Source organism: Psychrobacter sp. NC44 (assembly GCF_904846655.1).
Lineage (GTDB): Bacteria > Pseudomonadota > Gammaproteobacteria > Pseudomonadales > Moraxellaceae > Psychrobacter.
In genome coordinates this window covers 129,574-148,966 of record NZ_CAJHBN010000005.1, presented here as the reverse complement: position 1 = coordinate 148,966, position 19,393 = coordinate 129,574, and the positions used below count along the sequence as shown (strand labels likewise).

Here is a 19,393-nt window from a genome sequence, read left to right as displayed (position 1 = left end):
ATCTGTTGATTAAAAATCTCTGGTTTGATAACAGTCAGCGCTGCGTTTAGAGCTAAATATCCTGTTTAATATTATGCTTATTCTCAGCACTGTCAATATTATTAGTAAAGATAGTCATCTGAGTTATGCGCTTAATAAGAACCGCCAGTGTTTTGGTTCGATATTATTCTAACAACATATCACTCATTATGCTGAATTCTTCAGGCACTTGTTAATAATAATTATTGAACCACTTTATCACCAAAGATAATCATAACAGTAACAATGCAAAGGCTATGCCAGTTTTTTATAACAATAGAAACACAGAAGATGAAAATATATTTTTTATAATAATTACAGTAACTTATAATACTTTTGAAAATATTCTAGCCGTAGATTTATCGTCAGTGGCGTCATGCGAATTATTTATTCAGAATCATTATTAACGCATTTACGCACTAAATTAGTGCGTATTTAGTGTATAAATAAAAATTATGTACTTTTTTAGTGCGTTCGAGATTTTAACAAATGTCATCTAACAAGCAAAATGTATTGTTATTCACCACTTGTTTGGGTCGCCTGCACCCTACATTTGATAGTCTACAAAATAGTGGTAAGATAACGGCGTTATATAACCATCTCAATAAGTAGAACGCTAATGATTCTGATGATCGATAATTACGACAGCTTTACGTACAATATTGTACAGTACTTCGGTGAATTACAGCAGGACATCACCGTCTGGCGTAACGATCAAACCACTATTGAAAATATTAGAACCCTTGCGCCAGATGCGATCGTCATTGGCCCCGGTCCCTGCGATCCTGATCAAGCTGGTATCTCTCTAGAAGCTATCAAGACTTTTCAGGGCGTGATACCGATACTAGGTATTTGCCTAGGACATCAGGCAATTGGACAGGCATTTGGTGGACAAGTGGTCAAGGCTGGTGAAGTCATGCATGGCCGCTTATCCGCCGTTTATCATACTGACCAAGGTGTCTTTGAAGGCTTACCTAATCCCGTACAAGTCACGCGCTATCATTCGCTTGTCATTGATAAAACCAGCCTGCCCGACTGTCTTGAGCTGACCGCATGGACACAAAACAGTGATGGCAGTATTGAAGAAATCATGGGTATCCGTCATAAAACGTTTGCGATAGAAGGGGTACAATTCCATCCTGAGTCTATCTTAAGCGAAGCAGGTTATATGCTGCTCAACAATTTTTTGCAAACGCATCATTTGTCAGCACTAACCTCAGATCAACTACCACAAGTCGGCTAACAGTTTATTAAAGCATGTTCTAAAAAAGCCGTTAATAACAAAATTAAAATAAAACCTATTCTATTGATAATTTAAAATTAACGTATAAAAGTATTAAGAGAGATCATAATGAGTACAACAAAAACAAATGAAAGCCCTAACCCAGCTAACATTGCTCAACTGTCTGATGAAGAGACACATACGCTACTGACGACAGCTTTGGGTCGAATTTTTCAGCATATTGATTTGACCTTTGATGAGATGTATCAAGTCATGCTGATTATCATGCAAGGCAGATGTAGCGATGCGATGATGGGCGCTATTTTGACTGGTTTACGTATGAAAGGTGAATCCATCGACGAGATTACGGCATCAGCCAGTGCCATGCGCGCTTTGGCTGCGAATATCGAACCTAAGAACTGTGCTCATTTAGTCGATATCGTCGGTACGGGCGGTGATGGTGCGAATTTATTCAACGTCTCTACAGCGTCGGCGTTTGTGGTGGCAGCGGCAGGCGCTCAAGTTGCTAAGCATGGTAATCGCGGCGTCTCTACCAGATCCGGTAGCTCAGATTTGTTGGAGCAAGCGGGTATTAGTCTGTCGCTCACACCTGAGCAAGCAAAAGACTGCATCGAAAATCAAGGCGTTGGCTTTTTGTTTGCGCCCAATCATCACAGCGCGATGCGTTATGCCAATCCAGTCCGTCGTGAGCTCAAATCGCGGACTATCTTTAATATCTTAGGGCCATTAACCAACCCTGCTGGCACACCCAATTTGGTCATTGGCGTCTTTACTGCTCAGCTGTGTGAGCCAATCGCCAAAGTTATGAAAAATCTAGGCGCACGTCATGTCATGGTCGTCGGTGCAAAGGATGGCTTAGATGAAATCAGCCTCGCCACTTCGACCACAGTAGCTGAATTAAAAGAGGGTGAAATCTCTGTCTATGAGATGATGCCAGAGGATGCGGGTATCGAATCACAAACGCTGATTGGGCTTGATGTAGATTCTCCAGAACAAAGCCTTGAGCTAATACGCGCCGCTTTATCAGGTGAAGAGACTCATGATCGCGCGGTCCTAAAAGCTCGTGATATGATTGCCCTAAATGCAGGTGCGGCGATATATACCGCAGGACTTGCCAGCAACTATGCTAATGGTGTGAGCCGGGCACAAAAAGTCATTCAGAATGGTGATGCTCTACTCAAGCTTGAGTCTCTCGCCACATACACGCAGCAACTAGTGACTCCTGCTTAACGGCTAAGCACCATTACTGTGCACTATAGCTATTTTGTCTATTTACATTTAACGATATTCGGATACCAGCATGACTCATACAGAAACCAAGACAGATGTTCCTTCCGTATTGCAACGCATTGTCGCCACTAAAGTGGAAGAAGTAAACGCCGCTTGCAAGGTATTATCTCTTGAAGACTTACAAGCACAAGTCGCGGCGGATAACAAACCACGTCGTGGCTTCGCGACGGCGCTGCGAGCGGCTAGCACTAAAGAGCATGGTATTGGTATCATCGCTGAGATTAAAAAAGCCTCTCCTTCTAAGGGCATTATCAATCACAACTTCGCGCCAGCCCTATTTGCCAAGCAATACGAGCAAGCGGGCGCCAGCTGTCTGTCTGTATTGACTGATCGCGATTATTTCCAAGGTGATGATAGCTATCTTATTCAAGCAGCTAATGCGGTAAGATTACCGATACTGCGTAAAGATTTTATGATAGATGTGTACCAGATCTATCAATCTTATCTGATGGGAGCTGACTGCATTCTACTTATTATGGCCTGCCTTGACGACATCCAAGTACAAGAGCTGCATGCGCTAAGTATCGAATTGGGTATGGATGTATTGATAGAAGTCCATACCCAATTCGAACTTGAACGTGCGCTACAGCTACCGCGCTCAGCGCATAATATTTACGGCATTAATAATCGTGATTTGAATACTTTCGATGTCGACTTGCAAACCACGCTGGATCTAAAAAATATTTTAATCGACGCACTGGCAGCTAATGTGGATAGCACGCTTAAACCGCTTATCGTCACCGAAAGTGGCATTCATAATAGCGCTGATATTCGTTCGATGTTAGATAATGACATTCAGCACTTTTTAATCGGTGAACAGTTCATGAAGACTGACCATCCTGGACAAGCGTTACAATCCTTACTTGCGGGCGTCGCAGCAGACGGGTAAAGTGGCTTAAGTCTACTGAACAGTTTAAATCAATCCATCATTCATCAACCAACGATACGTTAACTTCTATGTCAAACTCTCTATTTTCAAAAGAAATGCAAGACCAGCTCAAAGAGCTAAAAGGCCAACTTAGCAAAGGTCGCGATACCAATTCGCCTGAAGATGAAAACCAAAAGCCTACTGAGCCTGTATCATTGCCCACGCAAAAGCAAGTAAACAAGACCGTCAAGCAAATGGCTAGCGAGCATATTGACGATGACAAAGTACTGTTTATGCAAGCAATGCATGGCGTCAATCAGCTTGAAGACAAAAACGTACGCTCACCTGCCAATGCTAGCAAAGCGGGCAAGCCTGATGCGACCACCTTGTCTAAACGTGCTGCCGCGCAAGGTAGTGAAGCGAGTGATTTGGGAGCTGGCTTGTCAGATATGCAAGCACTACTCAACCCTGTCGCTGCTGAGGCCTATTTATCTTACAAACAGCCGACTTTGCAGAATAAAATCTTTGATCAGCTTAAAAAAGGTAAGCTACGTTGGTATGACGCCGTAGATATTCATGGTTGTACCATCGAAGAAGCACGCGTGGCCATGACTCAACTCCTAAGCCAAGCGAAACAGAAAAACGAGACCATGGTAAAAATCGTCCATGGTAAAGGCAGTGAAGCCATTTTAAAAACCTGCGTCAATGGTTGGCTGCGTCAACTACCAGAAGTATTGGCATTTTGCTCTGCACCGCCAAAAGATGGTGGTAACGGTGCTGTATTGGTACTGCTCAAAAAATCTAAAGCTGATGGTGAGTAGTTTTTAGGGTTAGTATGAAGAATCAAAAGGACTGCTTATTGGCAGTCCTTTTTGTTATGCTCATAAAATCATTATTTAATCTTTATTGACTATAGCCACTATATTTAACATCTAGCTATAGCGATATTTGCATAAATCAGGATAAGCATTTATGAGCATACAGACCATTCAGAACACACAACAGCTACATGAACATATCATGGCTTTGATTGTTATCGAGCCAAGATTTTTGTCTATCTATGAACAAGTTGGTATGCCCAGTCTACGGCATAATGTCGGTGGGTTTGAGCAGTTGATGCGAGCAATGGTTGGTCAACAGCTGTCTGTGGCAGCAGCAGCCAGTATTTGGCAAAGACTACTTGATGCCGCCTTAACGAATCCACAGGCAATTATCAAAGCAACAGATGAGGACTTAAGAGCGCAAGGGTTATCTAAACAAAAAACCCGTTATATTCGCTCATTAGTCGATCATGATATAGACTTTGCTGCGTTAGAAATTATGCCTGATGAAGAAGCAATAGAAGTGCTGACGGCCGTTACTGGTATTGGCATCTGGACGGCTGAGATGTATTTATTATTCTCTCTCAAACGTGCAGACGTACTTGCGGTCGATGATCTAGCGATTAAAGTAGCGGCGATGGTGTTATTAGGCTTAACGGAACGCCCAACGCCGAAACAGTTAAAGAATCTAACACAAGATTGGTCACCACATCGCAGCGCTGCCAGCCTGTTGCTATGGTCATACTACGGCTTATTACGTAATCAAACCGCTGTCCCTTTATAATGCCAAACATCCAAGTGACGATTCACTATGTCAAACTCGCTTAGCTTAAGCTTAGTCTAGCACTCGTTTTCTTTGCTGCTCTAATTTTTGTGAATGGTATAAGATAAACGCTTGGTACTTACCTCAAGTGCTTATCTTATACCGTTTTTAATCCATAATTTTATGGCTGATTCCATATAGAAAAGCCAGATTTTCTTTTTGCGTACTTGAACTTGATTTTCTTTATCATCCGACTTTTATTTCTCAATGCCTTTAACGCATTGTCTTTTTTGCTCTTGACTGATTTAGAGGTTCGCTGGCTGCCTTTTTCATCTGTCTTGACGTTATCTTTACCTTTACTCAAGTCCACGGCATGCTTATCATCGTTGCTGTTATCCTTATTGTCGCTAGCATCATCATCATCAGCATGGTCATCGTTTGACATGTCTTTTGTCGTTTCAGCGACGTTACCTTCCTTATTCTTATCTTCAATTTCGTTTTCTATGTGATGCTCAAGCTCAGTTTGATTGACAATAAGCTGCTGCGTTGGCAAGGCATGCTCGACATCATATTTCGCCACTTGGTTCAATAAATCAACAAACAAAACGTTCTGTTTGTCATAGAACTCAGTCACGCCATTAGCATTAACATACGCCTGTAATTGAATGATGTAGCAGTCTTGACGTAGCTCTAAAATATTGACCTGATTCCATTCTTGGTTGGTCAAATAATGCTCATCTATAAACTCATCCAAGTCCTTAACCATCTTAAAGACCACATCAATATCAGCAGTGCGTTTAATATATAACTGATGGAAGAAGCGAAACATATCGCGGGACGTAAAGTTTTCAATCTGCATGGATGAGAAATCACCGTTTGGTACAGTCACAACAGTGCGCGTCAAGGTGCGCACACGCGATGAGCGAATACCAATATCAATGACTGTGCCTTCATAAGTGCCAAACTTACAATAATCACCAATACGTACGGGCGAATCCGCCACGACCACGACACTACCAACAAGGTTTTCGATGGTTTTTTGCGCCCCCAGTGCTAATGCCAAACCACCCACACCCAAGGCGGCAATACCCGTGGTCAAATCAAAACCCAAATTACCGAAGATAACAATCACAGCAAAAATCAGCAGCAACGCTTTGACGACTTTGCGTAGCAGCCCCAAGATAGAGACCCGTTCAGTATAGTTTTTCTTATAACTTAAATTTACCGCACGAGTGAATATGGCATCGATGACTCGTAGCAGCAACCAAGTTAATGCAAGCCAAGATGCAATCTCAGTAAAGCGATTGACCGGTTCTCGCAGCGTCACTGACACGCCCGCATATACCATCACTTCTGACAATATCAGCGCCATAATGACCACAGCCAGCGGCAATACGACCTTATCAGGTAATGGCAATGGTACGCCGCGTACACGAGGATAGACGATTCGTAATAGATGGTACAGCAGCCATACCATGATATAAGTAAATACAAAGCTGCCGACAGTCATCATTAACGCTGCGGCTAAATCCGCCACTTGATAGCCAAACAGCTTTTTGCCTTCTAATGAATCAAAAGTATAGCGAGACACTAACGTTGGTTCGGTATTTTCTATGACTTCTGGTACTGAGCTAAGCGTATCCGTAGAAAACTGCCAGTACTGCTCTCCTTGCTTAGACACCACTCTTTCAAGTATCAGTGGCACACTTTTTTCACCCACATTAATCGCACCGACGTTTTCTTGGCTTGGCGGTAGCTGATCAGTTAGATTGCCCTCAGGCGTATTATTAATCTGCAAATCAGGCTGAAAACGCCCGCCTGCATCCAGCGCTTGCTTGAATTGACGAACGATTGTGGTTGGATTGTCAGACTTTGATAAGTTTAAATAATTACTCGCCAGCAGATAGTCATTTTCACCTAACGCACTGATGAAGCCCTGTACGGTATGGCGCGGTGTATCGCGTCCGAATGAATCTGGTATCGGCGTACTCGCCGACTCCTCACTGGTACTGCCACCCATCCCCAGTGCGCTAGCTTCAGCAGCAAATGCATTATTTGGTAACAACGCACTCAACAGCATCACAAGCAAAAACAAAATTGCCATTAGTGGCATTTTGATGATTGAGTATGGTGAAGACAACTCGGGACTGGTAATCATAGGAATCAGGCGATACTTAATAGACAAAACAAACCTCTTAGCATTATGAATGGTACAACGAAGAACAAATGAGCACTTCCCCATAATAGCAATTATTTATAACAGCAGTGCTTTTGATTACACGTTTTTATGGTCATCTATGTGAGTTATCTGCTCTCACCTTTGCTTATGGCTTCTGATTTTTTATCACCTTTCACGATACTCCTTCTCAATGCCTACTATGAATGAGAGTGATAATCGTTAAATGAGTAAACCGCAATCTATCATGAAAACTCCTCAGCTTATCGTGAATAAACATTAGGTTAAAGTGGTTTATAAAGCGGTCTGTTTTGTAGATAATGAACGCAGTTTTGCTTGTCCACTGTTTTTTGTAATTTTTAGCCATATTAACGTCAATATGGTTGCTTTTTCGCTGCATTTTTTAATATGATTATTTTGGAATTGACTATGTCTTTATCACGTTCATCTTCACGTACCTACCTTCGTTTGAGTATCTTAAGCGCACTAGGTTTACTTGCGGTTAACACAGCAATGGCAGTGACACCTGACGTTGCTACTATTAGCGATAGCGAGCTACCACAAGTTGAACTCGATGAAATCGTTGTAACAGCTACCCGCACCCCTACCAAAATCAGCAATACCATTGCCCAAACAAGGGTTATTGATAGCGAAGAATTACAGCGTTATCAAGGTCAAACCGTGCAAGATATAATCTCTCGGCAACCAGGTTTTAGTAACTTTTCTAACGGTGGCATGGGAACTACTGGCAACTTCTACATTCGTGGTTATGACAAAAGACAGATTTTAGTTTTAGTTGATGGGATACGTTATAGCTCTGTTGATGATGGCGGTGCAGCATTAAGTTTATTGCCTGCTGAGCAAATTGAACGTATCGAAATATTATACGGTGCTTCAGGCTCAAGTATGTATGGTGCTGATGCCATGGGTGGCGTGATTCAAATATTCACAAAAGGCTCTAATATTGAAAAAAATCAATTTTCTGTAACTGCAGGAGCAGGCTCTCACGACCATTACCTATATGGTGCTACTGCACAGTTCAGAAACGATCAAGGTACGAGCCTAAGTCTCTCTGCTAGCCGTAATGAAATCAAGGGTTTTAGCGCCGTTGCTCCCGATGGCTATGGTTATAATAAAGACGATGATGGATTTAAGAGCAATAACTATAGTTTGAATCTTAACCAAAAGGTGAATGAAGCGGTCACGGTAGGTATTAGTGGCTTATATACTGACTCAACCACAGATATTGATTCAGCAGATCAGTATAACTGGGAATCTCCCTATGAAAAGCTAGAAACAGCTCTACATGACGCTTATGTCAATCAAAAAAACGGGGTTGCTAGCGCCTATATCCAGTACAAAGATGCTGAAAAAACAGCTAAGCTAGCTTATGGATACAGTGTTGCCGACTCTTCTACCTATGAATATGAATCCAAAGTGGGCAATCCAGATAAATATGATACCACTCAACAGCAGATCACCTTAACAGGTGATTATAAGTTACCTATTGGTACTGCTGTTTATGGTATTGAGCACCTAAAACAAGAGTTAGACTCTAGTGTTTATGAAGCTGATGACCGTAAAGTTACTGGTGGTTATCTAGGATATATTCTATCTAAAGATAATATAGACGCTCAGGCTAATGTTAGACATGATGATTATTCTGATTTTGATAGTGAAACCACCTATAACTTAGGCGCCGCTTATCACTTCACTCCTGAATTACGTGTCGGAGCGAATTATGCTAAAGGTTATCGCGTACCATCTTTTACCCAATTATTTGGTCCAGCTAGTTGGGGAAGTAATCCAAACTTAAAGCCTGAAACCAGTGACAACTATGAAGCTTTTATTGAGTATGATACTTTGCTTCAATCTACGCGCTTGACAGGCTATCATAATACAGTTGATGACCTTATCTCTTGGTCTGGTTCACAAAATGAAAATATTGAATCAGCAAAAATAAGAGGTGCTACTTTAAGCACTGACTGGAATATTGATAATTACTTATTTGGCTTAAGCTATGATTACCAGAAAGCCGAAAATGATAGTGGACTTGGTAATGATGGTAACTTACTAGCTATTCGTCCTGAACATAAAGGCTTGGTCTATGTCGGCTATCAATTATCAGATCTAGATATCCGTGCTGAATACCAGTACGTGGATGATTATTATTATGACGCTACTAATGATACGAAAGTTGAGAGTTATAATTTAGTAAATATTAGTAGTAATTACAAACTGACTGACAACCTATCTATGACTGCACGTTTAAATAACGTGTTCAATGAAAAATATGTAACAGCCCCTGGTTATAATACTGACGGCACTAACTTCTTCACCTCATTAACTTATAACTGGTACTAGAGTTATTCGTTCTGTTATTAAAAGAGACCATCTATTGATGGTCTTTTTTTATGGGTGACATTTTATCTGTCATCTATTACAATGACACCCTCCGAGAGGTGTTGCGCCATAATAATTGATTATTGCATCTAGGCTTCAAAGCCATGTTAATCAATCATTATGTTAGGCTCGGTTAACTGTCGATCGCCCTATTTTGGTCGCTCACAGCGCAAACAACGGCACCTGCGTTTTTATTCTTTTTATCATACCTTAACCACTGATAGGAGCATATTATGGACGCAGTGTCTAACACCCCATCTGCCCATACGATCGACCCCTCTTTCACTGACTATAAAGTCGCCGACATCAGCCTTGCTGACTACGGTCGCCGTGAAATTACCCTTGCCGAAGCTGAAATGCCTGCCCTAATGGGTTTGCGTCGTCGCTACGAAGCCGATCAGCCGCTTAAAGGCGCAAAAATCGCTGGCTGTATCCACATGACGATTCAGACTGCCGTCCTTATCGAGACACTAGTCGCGCTAGGTGCTGAAGTACGTTGGACCTCATGTAATATCTTCTCAACCCAAGACCATGCTGCTGCGGCTATTGCTGCTGCTGGCATCTCTGTTTATGCTTGGAAAGGCGAAACTGAAGAAGAGTACGAATGGTGCTTACGTCAACAAATCCACGTTGGCGGCGAAGAGTCAGGTCAGCTTTGGGATGCCAACTTAATCTTAGATGATGGCGGTGATTTAACTGCATTGATTCATAATGATTATGCCGAGCTTCTTGACAGCATCCATGGTATCTCAGAAGAAACCACTACTGGCGTCCATCGCTTAGTCGAAATGCTAAATAAAGGCACACTTAAAGTTCCCGCTATCAACGTTAACGATGCGGTTACTAAGTCTAAAAACGACAACAAATACGGCTGCCGTCATAGTTTAAATGATGCTATCAAACGTGCAACTGACATGTTCCTTGCTGGTCGTCGCGCTTTGGTCATCGGTTATGGCGATGTGGGTAAAGGCTCTACACAAAGCTTACGTCAAGAAGGCATGATCGTACGTGTCTCAGAAGTTGATCCTATCTGTGCCATGCAGGCATGTATGGACGGTTTTGAAGTATTGTCACCTTACATCAATGGTGATAACACTGGCGGCGCAGAAAACATCAACACCCGTCTGCTTGAAGACACTGACATGATTGTTACTACTACTGGTAACTACCATGTTTGTGACAGACATATGCTAGCAGCCCTTAAGCCTGGTGCGGTTGTTTGTAACATCGGTCACTTTGATACTGAGATCGACACCCAATTCATGCGTGATAACTGGCGCTGGGTTGAGATTAAGCCACAAGTGCATCAAATTTTCCGCTCGGACGACGAAAATGATTATTTGATTTTGCTTGCTGAAGGTCGTTTGGTTAACCTTGGTAATGCCACTGGTCACCCATCGCGCGTGATGGACGGCTCATTTGCCAACCAAGTATTGGCACAAATGTATCTGTTCGAAGAAAAGTTTGCTGACTTGCCAGCCGACGCACGTACTGACAATTTATATGTAAAAGTACTGCCTAAGAAGCTCGACGAAGAAGTCGCTGCGGCGATGGTTTCTGGCTTTAACGGTACGTTGACTAAGCTGACTGAAAAACAAGCAGAGTATTTGGGTGTGCCTGTCGAAGGTCCATTTAAGCCTGACGCTTACAAATACTAAAAGGAGCCAGACTGTGACTAAGCCTGCTTTCTCCTTTGAGTTTTTTCCTGCCAAAACCGAGCTAGGTCATGAAAAACTACTCAGTACTTATGATGAGCTGAATAAGCTATCACCTGCGTATTTTTCGGTGACCTACGGTGCTGGTGGTTCAACCCGAAATCGCACTTTAGATATCGTTCAAGCCCTGTGCGCACGCGGTGAGACTGACATTGCGCCGCATATATCTTGTATCGGTGATGATAAGGCGGAAATCGCTGAATTGCTCGATCTGTATAAAGGTTTGGGCATCAAGCGCTTAGTCGCGTTGCGTGGTGATTTACCATCAGGTCAGGTTGGTATGGGCGAGCTACCATTTGCGTTAGACTTGGTTAAGTTTATCCGTGAACATTCAGGCGATCATTTCCATATCGAGGTCGCAGCGTATCCTGAAATGCATCCACAAGCGCGTAGCTTTGCGTTTGATATTGACAACTTGGTCAATAAATACCAAGCGGGTGCTAATGCATCGATTACCCAGTTTTTCTATAACGCTGATAGTTACTTATATTTGCGAGATACCTTAGAGAAGCGTGGTATCGATACGGTTGCTCAGCCTTTAATCGCTGGTATCATGCCAATTACTAACTCAAGTAATTTGGTACGCTTTGCCGATAGCTGTGGCGCTGATATTCCGCGTTATGTACGTAAGCAGTTGTCTGACTTTGGTGATGACCGCAAAGCCATTCGTGAATTTGGTTTTGATGTCGTCTATCGTTTATGCGAGCGCTTAATTGCTGAGGGCGTACCTGCCATGCATTTTTATAGCATGAATAAGGTTGAGCCAAACAAGCGCTTGGTTGAAGCACTCGGCTTAGCTTAATTACTCATCATATTTATCGAATGTATTTTTTAAAGACTGGCGTTCCTAGGAGCGCCAGTCTTTTTGGTATAAGAATTGCACTAATGCAAATTCTACTAAAGATAATCCCTTTACCCTCTCAAACGATATTCTGCTAAGATATTTGAAATATATTATTCAAACAATAGGACTAAGCAACTGTGCGACGTTTTTTTTATGACACCAGCAATGACATCAGTGATGAAAGAAGCTCACTCCATCCTCAACTTAGCACCTTGGCTATTGGGGATAGTGCCGAATTAACAGAGAGTATCGTCCATCATTGGTGCCGTGTATTACGTGCCAATATTGGCGATCAAGGCATATTATTCGATGGCTTTGGCGGCGAGTATCAGGTGCAGCTACAGGTCATCAGTAAAAAACACGCCACTGTGACATTATTAGCACATGTAGATACTGACCGAAGTGCCGCTGTCTTCACTAAAATCGGTCTAGTGATGAGCCGCGGTGAACGCATGGACTATGCGATTCAAAAATCCACCGAGCTTGGTGTCACTGCCATTCAATTGCTAAGTAGCCATCATGGCGAGGTCAATCTAAAGCCTGCCCAAGTAGAAAAAAAACTGGCACATTGGCAGCAAGTTGCCATTGCCGCGTGTGAACAATGCGGTCTTAACCGTCCACCGCTTATTATTGCGCCTGTGTCCATAAATGACTGGTTACAAAAGTCAGTGACTCACTCTGCCGATTCACAAATGGACGTTCGCCCTCCTACTACCAGTACTATTGTCACAACCCTTAGCCAAGACCCTTATTATCAAATATTACAACAACCAGCAGATTTGCGTCTGCAACTGAGCGTACCAGCTGCAGGACAACCAGCAATGCCTAGGTCGCTACCAACAGTCTTAACGCAACAGTCTCCTTATATTGAGCTGCTAATAGGCCCTGAAGGCGGTCTGAGTGTTGATGAATGCCAGCAAGCAGCGAAGGCTGGTTTTGAACCTTGGCAAATTGGCTCAAGAGTCTTACGCACCGAGACCGCACCCGTGGTGGCGTTGGCGACTCTGCATGCTTTGAGCTATTATGAGTAAATACCATATGCGTAATCCTAATTGCTGTTCCATTTCGACGTGATGAGTCCAACTATGACTGCTTTCGCCCCTATTTCCATCGCAGACAAACAGCAACTGCTGGCCGAGTTATGTGAGCAGCTTGATGATGCAATATTCATCTTGGATGTCCATTTACGCTATCTATCGGTCAATGCCAGTTATGAGATTATCATTGGCTACAGTGAGTCATTTTTGCTTGGCAGACCACTTGGTGTTTATGCGGCAGAGTTTTTATCAGATGAAGAAAGAGCCGTTTTAGCAGATATTACTAACCATCTAGACTGCAATGGTTTTTATGAAAACGACTTTTCGATGCCGAACCGTTATGGACAAATACTTGACTGTCACATGACTTATCGCAAAATCTGTGTCAATCATAAGACTTACTATATCGGTATGGTGCGTGATATGTCCTCGGTCGTCAAGGATCAAAAGCAAGTGGCGCATTTGCTCAATTATGATCAATTGACTGGGTTACCAAACCGTAAGGTTTTCTTGAGTCAGACCAGCGACCTATTGTTGGACAGCTATCAAGAAGTCGTGATTGTGCGCTTTAATATTGACCGTTATCGCAATCTAGCAAGCTTACTTGGCCCTGATGGCATCAACACTTTGGTAAAAAACTTTGTCACACGCCTGAAGAACCTCAAGCTCGATAATTTACAGTGTTTTTCCCATTTTGGCGGCGATGATTTTGCGTTATTATTCGAATCCAATGACGCTAACATGGTACGTCATCAGCTAGATAGCTTGATGCAAATGTGTGAACGCCCCTTCTCCTTAGATGAAAATACTGCGACAGATGCCAAGATTTATTGTCATATTTCCGTCGGGGTCAGTTACTTTCCCACTAACGACGACGAAGTGACAGGATTATTGACCAAGGCTGAAAAAGCCCTGCATTATGTCAAGCAGCAAGGCGGTGATGACATTTGCTGGTATGATACGGCCATTGACGAAGCCACTGCGGGTAGCTTGCAGTTAGAGGCGGAACTTAGAGCCGCCACCACTGAAAATCAGTTTGTTCCTTATTATCAACCAAAGTTTGAGTTGGCTACTGGCATCATTATTGGTTTTGAAGCGCTGGTACGTTGGCAACACCCGACTCGCGGACTGCTAAAGCCGATACATTTTATCAATGCCATTATCACTCATAAACTGTCGTTTGAGCTGTTCTCGCACATGGCGGTTCAAATAGCTAAGCAGTTATCGACTTGGCAACAGCAAGGATTTTGTCAGCATATCTGTATCAATGCAGATGCCGCCGAATTTAGCCACCCTGAGTTTTCTGAGATGGTGAGCAATTTACTGGTGCAACACCGTATTTCTGCGCATCAGCTACATATTGAAGTCACTGAATCATCGTTAATTCAGCGTCATGCAAATGTCAAAAAACAGCTTACTCTGCTCAAAGAGCTGGGAATTTGTCTGGCGTTGGATGACTTTGGCACCGGTTATGCTTCTTTGAGTTACTTACAAGAATATCCGTTTGATTTTATTAAAATTGACAAAAGTTTTATATCCAACATCGACACCGATCGTACCCAACATGCCATTGTAAAAGCTATTTTAGACTTGGCAATGGCACTTGATATGCAGGTAGTCGCCGAAGGTATCGAAACTGAACAACAGCGAGATGTGTTGCTAAAAATGGGCTGTCAACAGGGACAAGGCTATTGGTTTGGCAAACCAGTGCCAGCAGAGGCTGCGACTGAGATGTTGATTCAGCAGTACGCCGCCAAATAAACCCCCTTTAACGAATGTTTATTCATCCAGTATCATGAGTATTTTCATATGGTTATTCGCGTTTCCTCTTAACGCCTAACGTCGATTGTATAACCGATGCAAGATAGGTTCATGACTTATCAGTGCTGTCACCAAACTTGTATAATCCCCTCTGAAAGCCTATCTTTTATAGTGAATTTGTTAGAGCTTATTAAGTTTCAAGCTTACTCTGACCATCGCCATTCTTTTCAATACTATTTTATATAGCCGACAACATCGTCAATCTGCATTATTGCCTAGCATTTATTTGGGCTCGTTAGATTAATATGGGCTGGACTTGTGCATTAAATAACAGTGCAGTCATGTGCCTACCCTTGATGATGATTGGTTATATTCTCAAAAGGACAGGAAGTTATGCAATACAAAGCGCCCTTACGTGACATTCAATTCGTGATGCATGAGTTACTCGACAGCGAAAGCCATTATAAAACCCTGCCAGCATTCCAAGAAGCGGATCGCGAGCTAATGGACAGCCTGTTTGAAATGGCGGCAAGCTTTGCTGAAAATGAGCTATCACCATTGAATCAAAGTGGTGACGCTGAAGGCTGCCAGTTTAACAATGGTCAAGTGACCACGCCAAAGGGCTTTAAAGAAGCATACAAAGCGTATTGTGAGCTTGGTTTCCCAGCCTTATCTGCTGAAGAAGACTTCGGTGGTCAAAACATGCCGTTCTCATTATCGACCGTCATTAATGAAATGGTTGGTACAGCGAACTGGTCATTCTCTATGTACCCTGGTTTATCACATGGTGCGATTCAAACCATCGAGCATCACGGTACGGACGAGCAAAAACAAACCTACCTAGAAAAAATGGTCAGCGGCGAATGGTCAGGCACCATGTGCTTGACTGAAGCACATGCGGGTTCTGATTTGGGTATTATCCGCACCAAAGCCGAGCCTAAAGAAGACGGCAGCTATAGCATCACTGGTCAAAAAATCTTCATTTCAGCGGGTGAGCATGACTTAACGGACAATATCATTCACATTGTATTGGCTCGTCTACCTGGCGCGCCTGCTGGCACAAAAGGCATCTCACTGTTTATCGTTCCTAAAGTAACGGTCAACGAAGATGGTAGCCTAGGTGAAAACAATAACGTCGTTTGTGGCTCTATCGAACACAAAATGGGTATCAAAGCCTCAGCCACTTGCGTGATGAACTTTGATGGCGCAACGGGTTATCTAATTGGCCCAGAAAACCGTGGTCTACAGTGCATGTTTACCTTTATGAACGTGGCGCGTATTGGTACCGCAGTGCAAGGTTTAACAGCAGCAGAATATGCGTTCCAAGGCTCATTGACTTATGCCAAAGATCGTCTAGCAATGCGTTCATTATCTGGTGTTAAAGCCCCTGAAAAAGTCGCTGACCCTATCATCGTTCATCCAGCGGTTCGTAACATGCTCTTGACTGAAAAAGCCTTTGCTGAAGGCGGTCGTGCTTTGGTCTATTACCTCTCACATTTTGCCGATACTGTTGCAAAAGGCGAAGGCGATGCGCTTAAATTTGCTGATCAAATGTTGTCACTATTGACACCTATTGCTAAAGCGTTCTTGACTGAAACTGGTCTTGAAGCGGCTAACCATGGCGTACAGGTTTATGGTGGTCATGGCTTTATCAGCGAATGGGGCATGGAGCAAAACGTGCGTGATACGCGTATTGCTTGCTTATACGAAGGTACCACTGAAATCCAAGCACTCGATCTACTAGGTCGTAAAGTATTGGGCTCACAAGGCAAACTGCTTGCAAACTTTGTCAAAATCATTCAGACATTCTGTGAAGAAAACAAAGAAAACGATGAGATGGGTCAGTTTATTCGCCCACTTGCCAAACACCTTAAAGAATGGGGTGATTTGACTGCACGCATCGGCATGCAAGCCACTGAAAACCCAGATGCGGTCGGCGGCGCTGCGGTTGATTACATGTATTTCAGCGGTTATGTAACGCTAGCCTACTTATGGGCACGCATGGCATTAGTAGCACAAACTGAACTTGCTAACGGTACTAGCGAACAAGCCTTCTACGACGCGAAAATAAAAACCGCGCAGTTCTACTTTGCTAAGCTATTGCCACGTACCACCACTCACGTACAGCGTATCAGCACTGGTGTTGAACCATACATGAGCATGGACGTTGATCAGTTCGCTTTTTAATTAGACGTTAAATACTGCTAATACTGTATTTTTATCGGCAACATACTCAGGTGTGTTGCCGATTTTCTTAGCGCTATTAAAATTAATAACGAGTAGAGTTAACACTGTCAAAAAATCTATCCTTATTTTTATAAAGGCTATCCTTTATCAATACTTTTGGTGTACGCACAATTCACGAAGAAACACACCCGTGCGCAAGCTTATTTGCTAAACTTTGATTATTAACCGCTAAGGTTAGACCAAAAGAACAATTGATATCTTTAACAACTTTAATTTTATTTATTTGAACCAAAGGAATGTTTATGGCTGTTTATAATGCCCCTCTGAATGACATGCGCTTTATCTTAAATGATGTATTTAACGCGCCTAAATTTTGGCAAAACAACGAAAACTTAGCTCATGTCGATATGGAAACAGTCGATATGATTTTGGAAGAAATGGCAAAACTGTCAAAAAATATTCTTTTGCCAATCAACCGCAGCGGCGATGAAGAAGGCGCAACCTTTGAAGGTAATGGCGTCGTCACGACTCCTACTGGATTTAAAGAAGCGTATAAGCAGTATGCTGAATCAGGCTGGGTTGGCTTAAGCGGTAACGCTGAATACGGTGGTCAAGGTTTCCCAAAAATGGTGACCATGCTGACTGAAGAGATGGTATTCACTGCCAACCAATCGTTTGCCCTCTACCCTAACCTAACCGTTGGCGCAACACTGTGCCTAAACGCAGCGGCTTCTGAAGAACAAAAGCAAACTTACCTAGAAAAAATGTACAACGGCGAGTGGGCGGGCACCATGTGCTTGACAGAGCCACATGCTGGTACTGACTTAGGTATCATCAAAACCAAAGCTATCCCTAACGATGATGGTAGCTATGATATCTCAGGTACCAAAATCTTTATTACTGGCGGCGAGCATGACTTAACCGAAAACATCATTCATTTGGTATTGGCAAAAACCCCTAACGCGCCAGAAGGCTCAAAAGGTATTTCGCTATTTGTGGTACCAAAATTTTTGGTCAATGCAGATGGTAGCTTAGGCGAGCGTAACACGCTAGCAGTCGGCTCTATCGAGCACAAAATGGGCATCAAAGCCTCAGCCACTTGTGTCATGAATTTTGACAGCGCTAAAGGCTGGATGGTTGGTGCTGAAAACACGGGTCTGTCATCAATGTTTATTATGATGAACTATGAGCGTGTCACCATGGGTCTGCAAGGCCTTGGTGGTTCTGAGCTTGCTTACCAAAACGCAGCGCTATACGCCAATGATCGTGGTCAAGGTCGTAGCGATACCCAACTGCAAAGCCCAGAAAAACCAGCAGATGCCATCATTCATCATGCCGATGTACGCCGTATGCTATTAAATGCCAAAGCCAATACTGAAGCGTCACGTTGCTTTGCGATGTACGTTGCCAAAAATCTTGATCAGGAGAAGTTTAGTACCGATCCAGAGGCCGCTCAAGCTGCTGCCGCGCGTGTTGCCCTATTGACGCCTGTTGCTAAAGCGTTCTTGACTGACAAAGCGTTAGAAGCCACCATTGATTGCCAGCAAGTATTTGGTGGTCACGGCTATATCCGCGAATGGGGTATGGAGCAAATCGTTCGTGATACCCGTATTGCCCAGATTTATGAAGGCACCAATGGTATTCAAGCGCTTGACCTACTAGGTCGTAAAGTGGCGAAAAATAACGGCAAATACGTCACTCATTTCTTAGGTGAAATTCGTGATTTTGTCAATAACATGCAAGCAGATCATGGTATCAAGCAAGCAACGCTAGATGCTGCTGACACGATTGAAGCATTGACTAACACTGTGCTTAGCAACATTGGCGAGCGTAAAAACGAAGTCAATGGCTGTGCCGTTGACTACATGCATGCCTTTGGTTACCTCGCTTATTCGTACATGTTTGCGTTGATGGTAGAAGCCGCTAACGGTAAAGAAGGTGAGTTTTATACCAATAAAGCCAAGCTTGCCGATTATTTCGTCGGGCGTATTTTGCCACGCATTGATGCTCATGCACAAATGGTTCAAGCTGGTAGTGATCCAATGATGAACTTTGATCTTAGCTACTTTGATGTACCTGCTAGCTAATTTCTTACTTTTATAATAAAGTAAGCCATACCGCACTACGATAAGGGGACAGTCACGCTACTGTCCCTTTTTTTGCCAAAAATATCATCACAGTGATGGTTTCCACAATCGATATAATGAGCGCCACAAAATAACTGCTAACAAAATAATTAACCGCTCAGGCATTGTTACGATTAAAAT

Annotated in this window: 13 protein-coding genes; 12 read left to right on the top strand and 1 reads right to left on the bottom strand. The window is 43.0% G+C overall.

Going from position 1 to position 19,393, the window contains the following annotated elements; all coding sequences use genetic code 11:
- Positions 1 to 637: 637 nt before the first annotated feature.
- The 5 genes from JMX95_RS05705 to JMX95_RS05685 all read left to right on the top strand — a co-directional run bounded on the left by JMX95_RS05705 (position 638) and on the right by JMX95_RS05685 (position 5,024).
- The gene (locus JMX95_RS05705) at positions 638 to 1,261 is read left to right on the top strand and encodes an anthranilate synthase component II (RefSeq protein ID WP_201560247.1); all 624 of its coding nucleotides are present in this window, start codon (positions 638 to 640) and stop codon (positions 1,259 to 1,261) included.
- Positions 1,262 to 1,369: 108 nt separating this feature from the next.
- Positions 1,370 to 2,491, top strand: coding sequence for an anthranilate phosphoribosyltransferase (gene trpD / locus JMX95_RS05700; protein ID WP_201560246.1), 1,122 nt, complete (start codon positions 1,370 to 1,372; stop codon positions 2,489 to 2,491).
- 70 nt (positions 2,492 to 2,561) lie between these two features.
- Entirely contained in the window at positions 2,562 to 3,440 is an 879-nt protein-coding gene (gene trpC, locus JMX95_RS05695; RefSeq protein WP_201560245.1) for an indole-3-glycerol phosphate synthase TrpC, read from the top strand.
- Between the two features lie 68 nt (positions 3,441 to 3,508).
- Complete coding sequence (locus JMX95_RS05690) at positions 3,509 to 4,240, top strand: Smr/MutS family protein (RefSeq protein ID WP_055124887.1); 732 nt, start codon at positions 3,509 to 3,511, stop codon at positions 4,238 to 4,240.
- 151 nt (positions 4,241 to 4,391) lie between these two features.
- Complete coding sequence (locus tag JMX95_RS05685; RefSeq protein ID WP_201560244.1) at positions 4,392 to 5,024, top strand: DNA-3-methyladenine glycosylase family protein; 633 nt, start codon at positions 4,392 to 4,394, stop codon at positions 5,022 to 5,024.
- A gap of 160 nt (positions 5,025 to 5,184) precedes the next feature.
- On the opposite strand, the gene JMX95_RS05680 is transcribed toward JMX95_RS05685, so the two are convergent.
- Positions 5,185 to 7,161 (bottom strand): mechanosensitive ion channel family protein, encoded by a 1,977-nt coding sequence (locus JMX95_RS05680; protein WP_201560291.1) that lies wholly within the window; start codon positions 7,159 to 7,161, stop codon positions 5,185 to 5,187.
- A 447-nt stretch (positions 7,162 to 7,608) separates the two neighbouring features.
- On the opposite strand from JMX95_RS05680, the gene JMX95_RS05675 reads away from it, so the two are divergent.
- From JMX95_RS05675 to JMX95_RS05645, 7 genes are all read left to right on the top strand, one after another.
- Positions 7,609 to 9,543: a TonB-dependent receptor plug domain-containing protein gene (locus JMX95_RS05675; RefSeq protein ID WP_201560243.1), complete on the top strand. Its 1,935-nt coding sequence runs from the start codon at positions 7,609 to 7,611 to the stop codon at positions 9,541 to 9,543.
- A 272-nt stretch (positions 9,544 to 9,815) separates the two neighbouring features.
- Positions 9,816 to 11,240 (top strand): adenosylhomocysteinase, encoded by a 1,425-nt coding sequence (gene ahcY, locus JMX95_RS05670; RefSeq protein ID WP_201560242.1) that lies wholly within the window; start codon positions 9,816 to 9,818, stop codon positions 11,238 to 11,240.
- Positions 11,241 to 11,253: 13 nt separating this feature from the next.
- Complete coding sequence (locus tag JMX95_RS05665; RefSeq protein ID WP_201560241.1) at positions 11,254 to 12,099, top strand: methylenetetrahydrofolate reductase; 846 nt, start codon at positions 11,254 to 11,256, stop codon at positions 12,097 to 12,099.
- A 179-nt stretch (positions 12,100 to 12,278) separates the two neighbouring features.
- Positions 12,279 to 13,172 (top strand): 16S rRNA (uracil(1498)-N(3))-methyltransferase, encoded by an 894-nt coding sequence (locus JMX95_RS05660; RefSeq protein WP_201560240.1) that lies wholly within the window; start codon positions 12,279 to 12,281, stop codon positions 13,170 to 13,172.
- Positions 13,173 to 13,226: 54 nt separating this feature from the next.
- Positions 13,227 to 14,939, top strand: a complete 1,713-nt coding sequence (locus JMX95_RS05655) for a putative bifunctional diguanylate cyclase/phosphodiesterase (RefSeq protein ID WP_201560239.1) — start codon at positions 13,227 to 13,229, stop codon at positions 14,937 to 14,939.
- 393 nt (positions 14,940 to 15,332) lie between these two features.
- A complete protein-coding gene (locus tag JMX95_RS05650) occupies positions 15,333 to 17,126 on the top strand; it encodes an acyl-CoA dehydrogenase C-terminal domain-containing protein (RefSeq protein ID WP_201560238.1) in 1,794 nt (597 codons plus the stop codon).
- Between the two features lie 302 nt (positions 17,127 to 17,428).
- On the top strand, positions 17,429 to 19,213 hold the full coding sequence (locus JMX95_RS05645) for an acyl-CoA dehydrogenase C-terminal domain-containing protein (protein ID WP_201560237.1): 1,785 nt from the start codon (positions 17,429 to 17,431) through the stop codon (positions 19,211 to 19,213).
- The last annotated feature ends 180 nt before the right edge of the window (positions 19,214 to 19,393 follow it).

What these genes read in the sequence shown, in the direction of transcription:
- JMX95_RS05705 (WP_201560247.1), top strand. Translation starts at nt 638, where the DNA reads ATGATTCTGATGATCGATAATTACGACAGCTTTACGTACAATATTGTA.
- trpD (WP_201560246.1), top strand. Translation starts at nt 1,370, where the DNA reads ATGAGTACAACAAAAACAAATGAAAGCCCTAACCCAGCTAACATTGCT.
- trpC (WP_201560245.1), top strand. Translation starts at nt 2,562, where the DNA reads ATGACTCATACAGAAACCAAGACAGATGTTCCTTCCGTATTGCAACGC.
- JMX95_RS05690 (WP_055124887.1), top strand. Translation starts at nt 3,509, where the DNA reads ATGTCAAACTCTCTATTTTCAAAAGAAATGCAAGACCAGCTCAAAGAG.
- JMX95_RS05685 (WP_201560244.1), top strand. Translation starts at nt 4,392, where the DNA reads ATGAGCATACAGACCATTCAGAACACACAACAGCTACATGAACATATC.
- JMX95_RS05680 (WP_201560291.1), bottom strand. Translation starts at nt 7,161, where the DNA reads ATGATTACCAGTCCCGAGTTGTCTTCACCATACTCAATCATCAAAATG.
- JMX95_RS05675 (WP_201560243.1), top strand. Translation starts at nt 7,609, where the DNA reads ATGTCTTTATCACGTTCATCTTCACGTACCTACCTTCGTTTGAGTATC.
- ahcY (WP_201560242.1), top strand. Translation starts at nt 9,816, where the DNA reads ATGGACGCAGTGTCTAACACCCCATCTGCCCATACGATCGACCCCTCT.
- JMX95_RS05655 (WP_201560239.1), top strand. Translation starts at nt 13,227, where the DNA reads ATGACTGCTTTCGCCCCTATTTCCATCGCAGACAAACAGCAACTGCTG.
- JMX95_RS05650 (WP_201560238.1), top strand. Translation starts at nt 15,333, where the DNA reads ATGCAATACAAAGCGCCCTTACGTGACATTCAATTCGTGATGCATGAG.
- JMX95_RS05645 (WP_201560237.1), top strand. Translation starts at nt 17,429, where the DNA reads ATGGCTGTTTATAATGCCCCTCTGAATGACATGCGCTTTATCTTAAAT.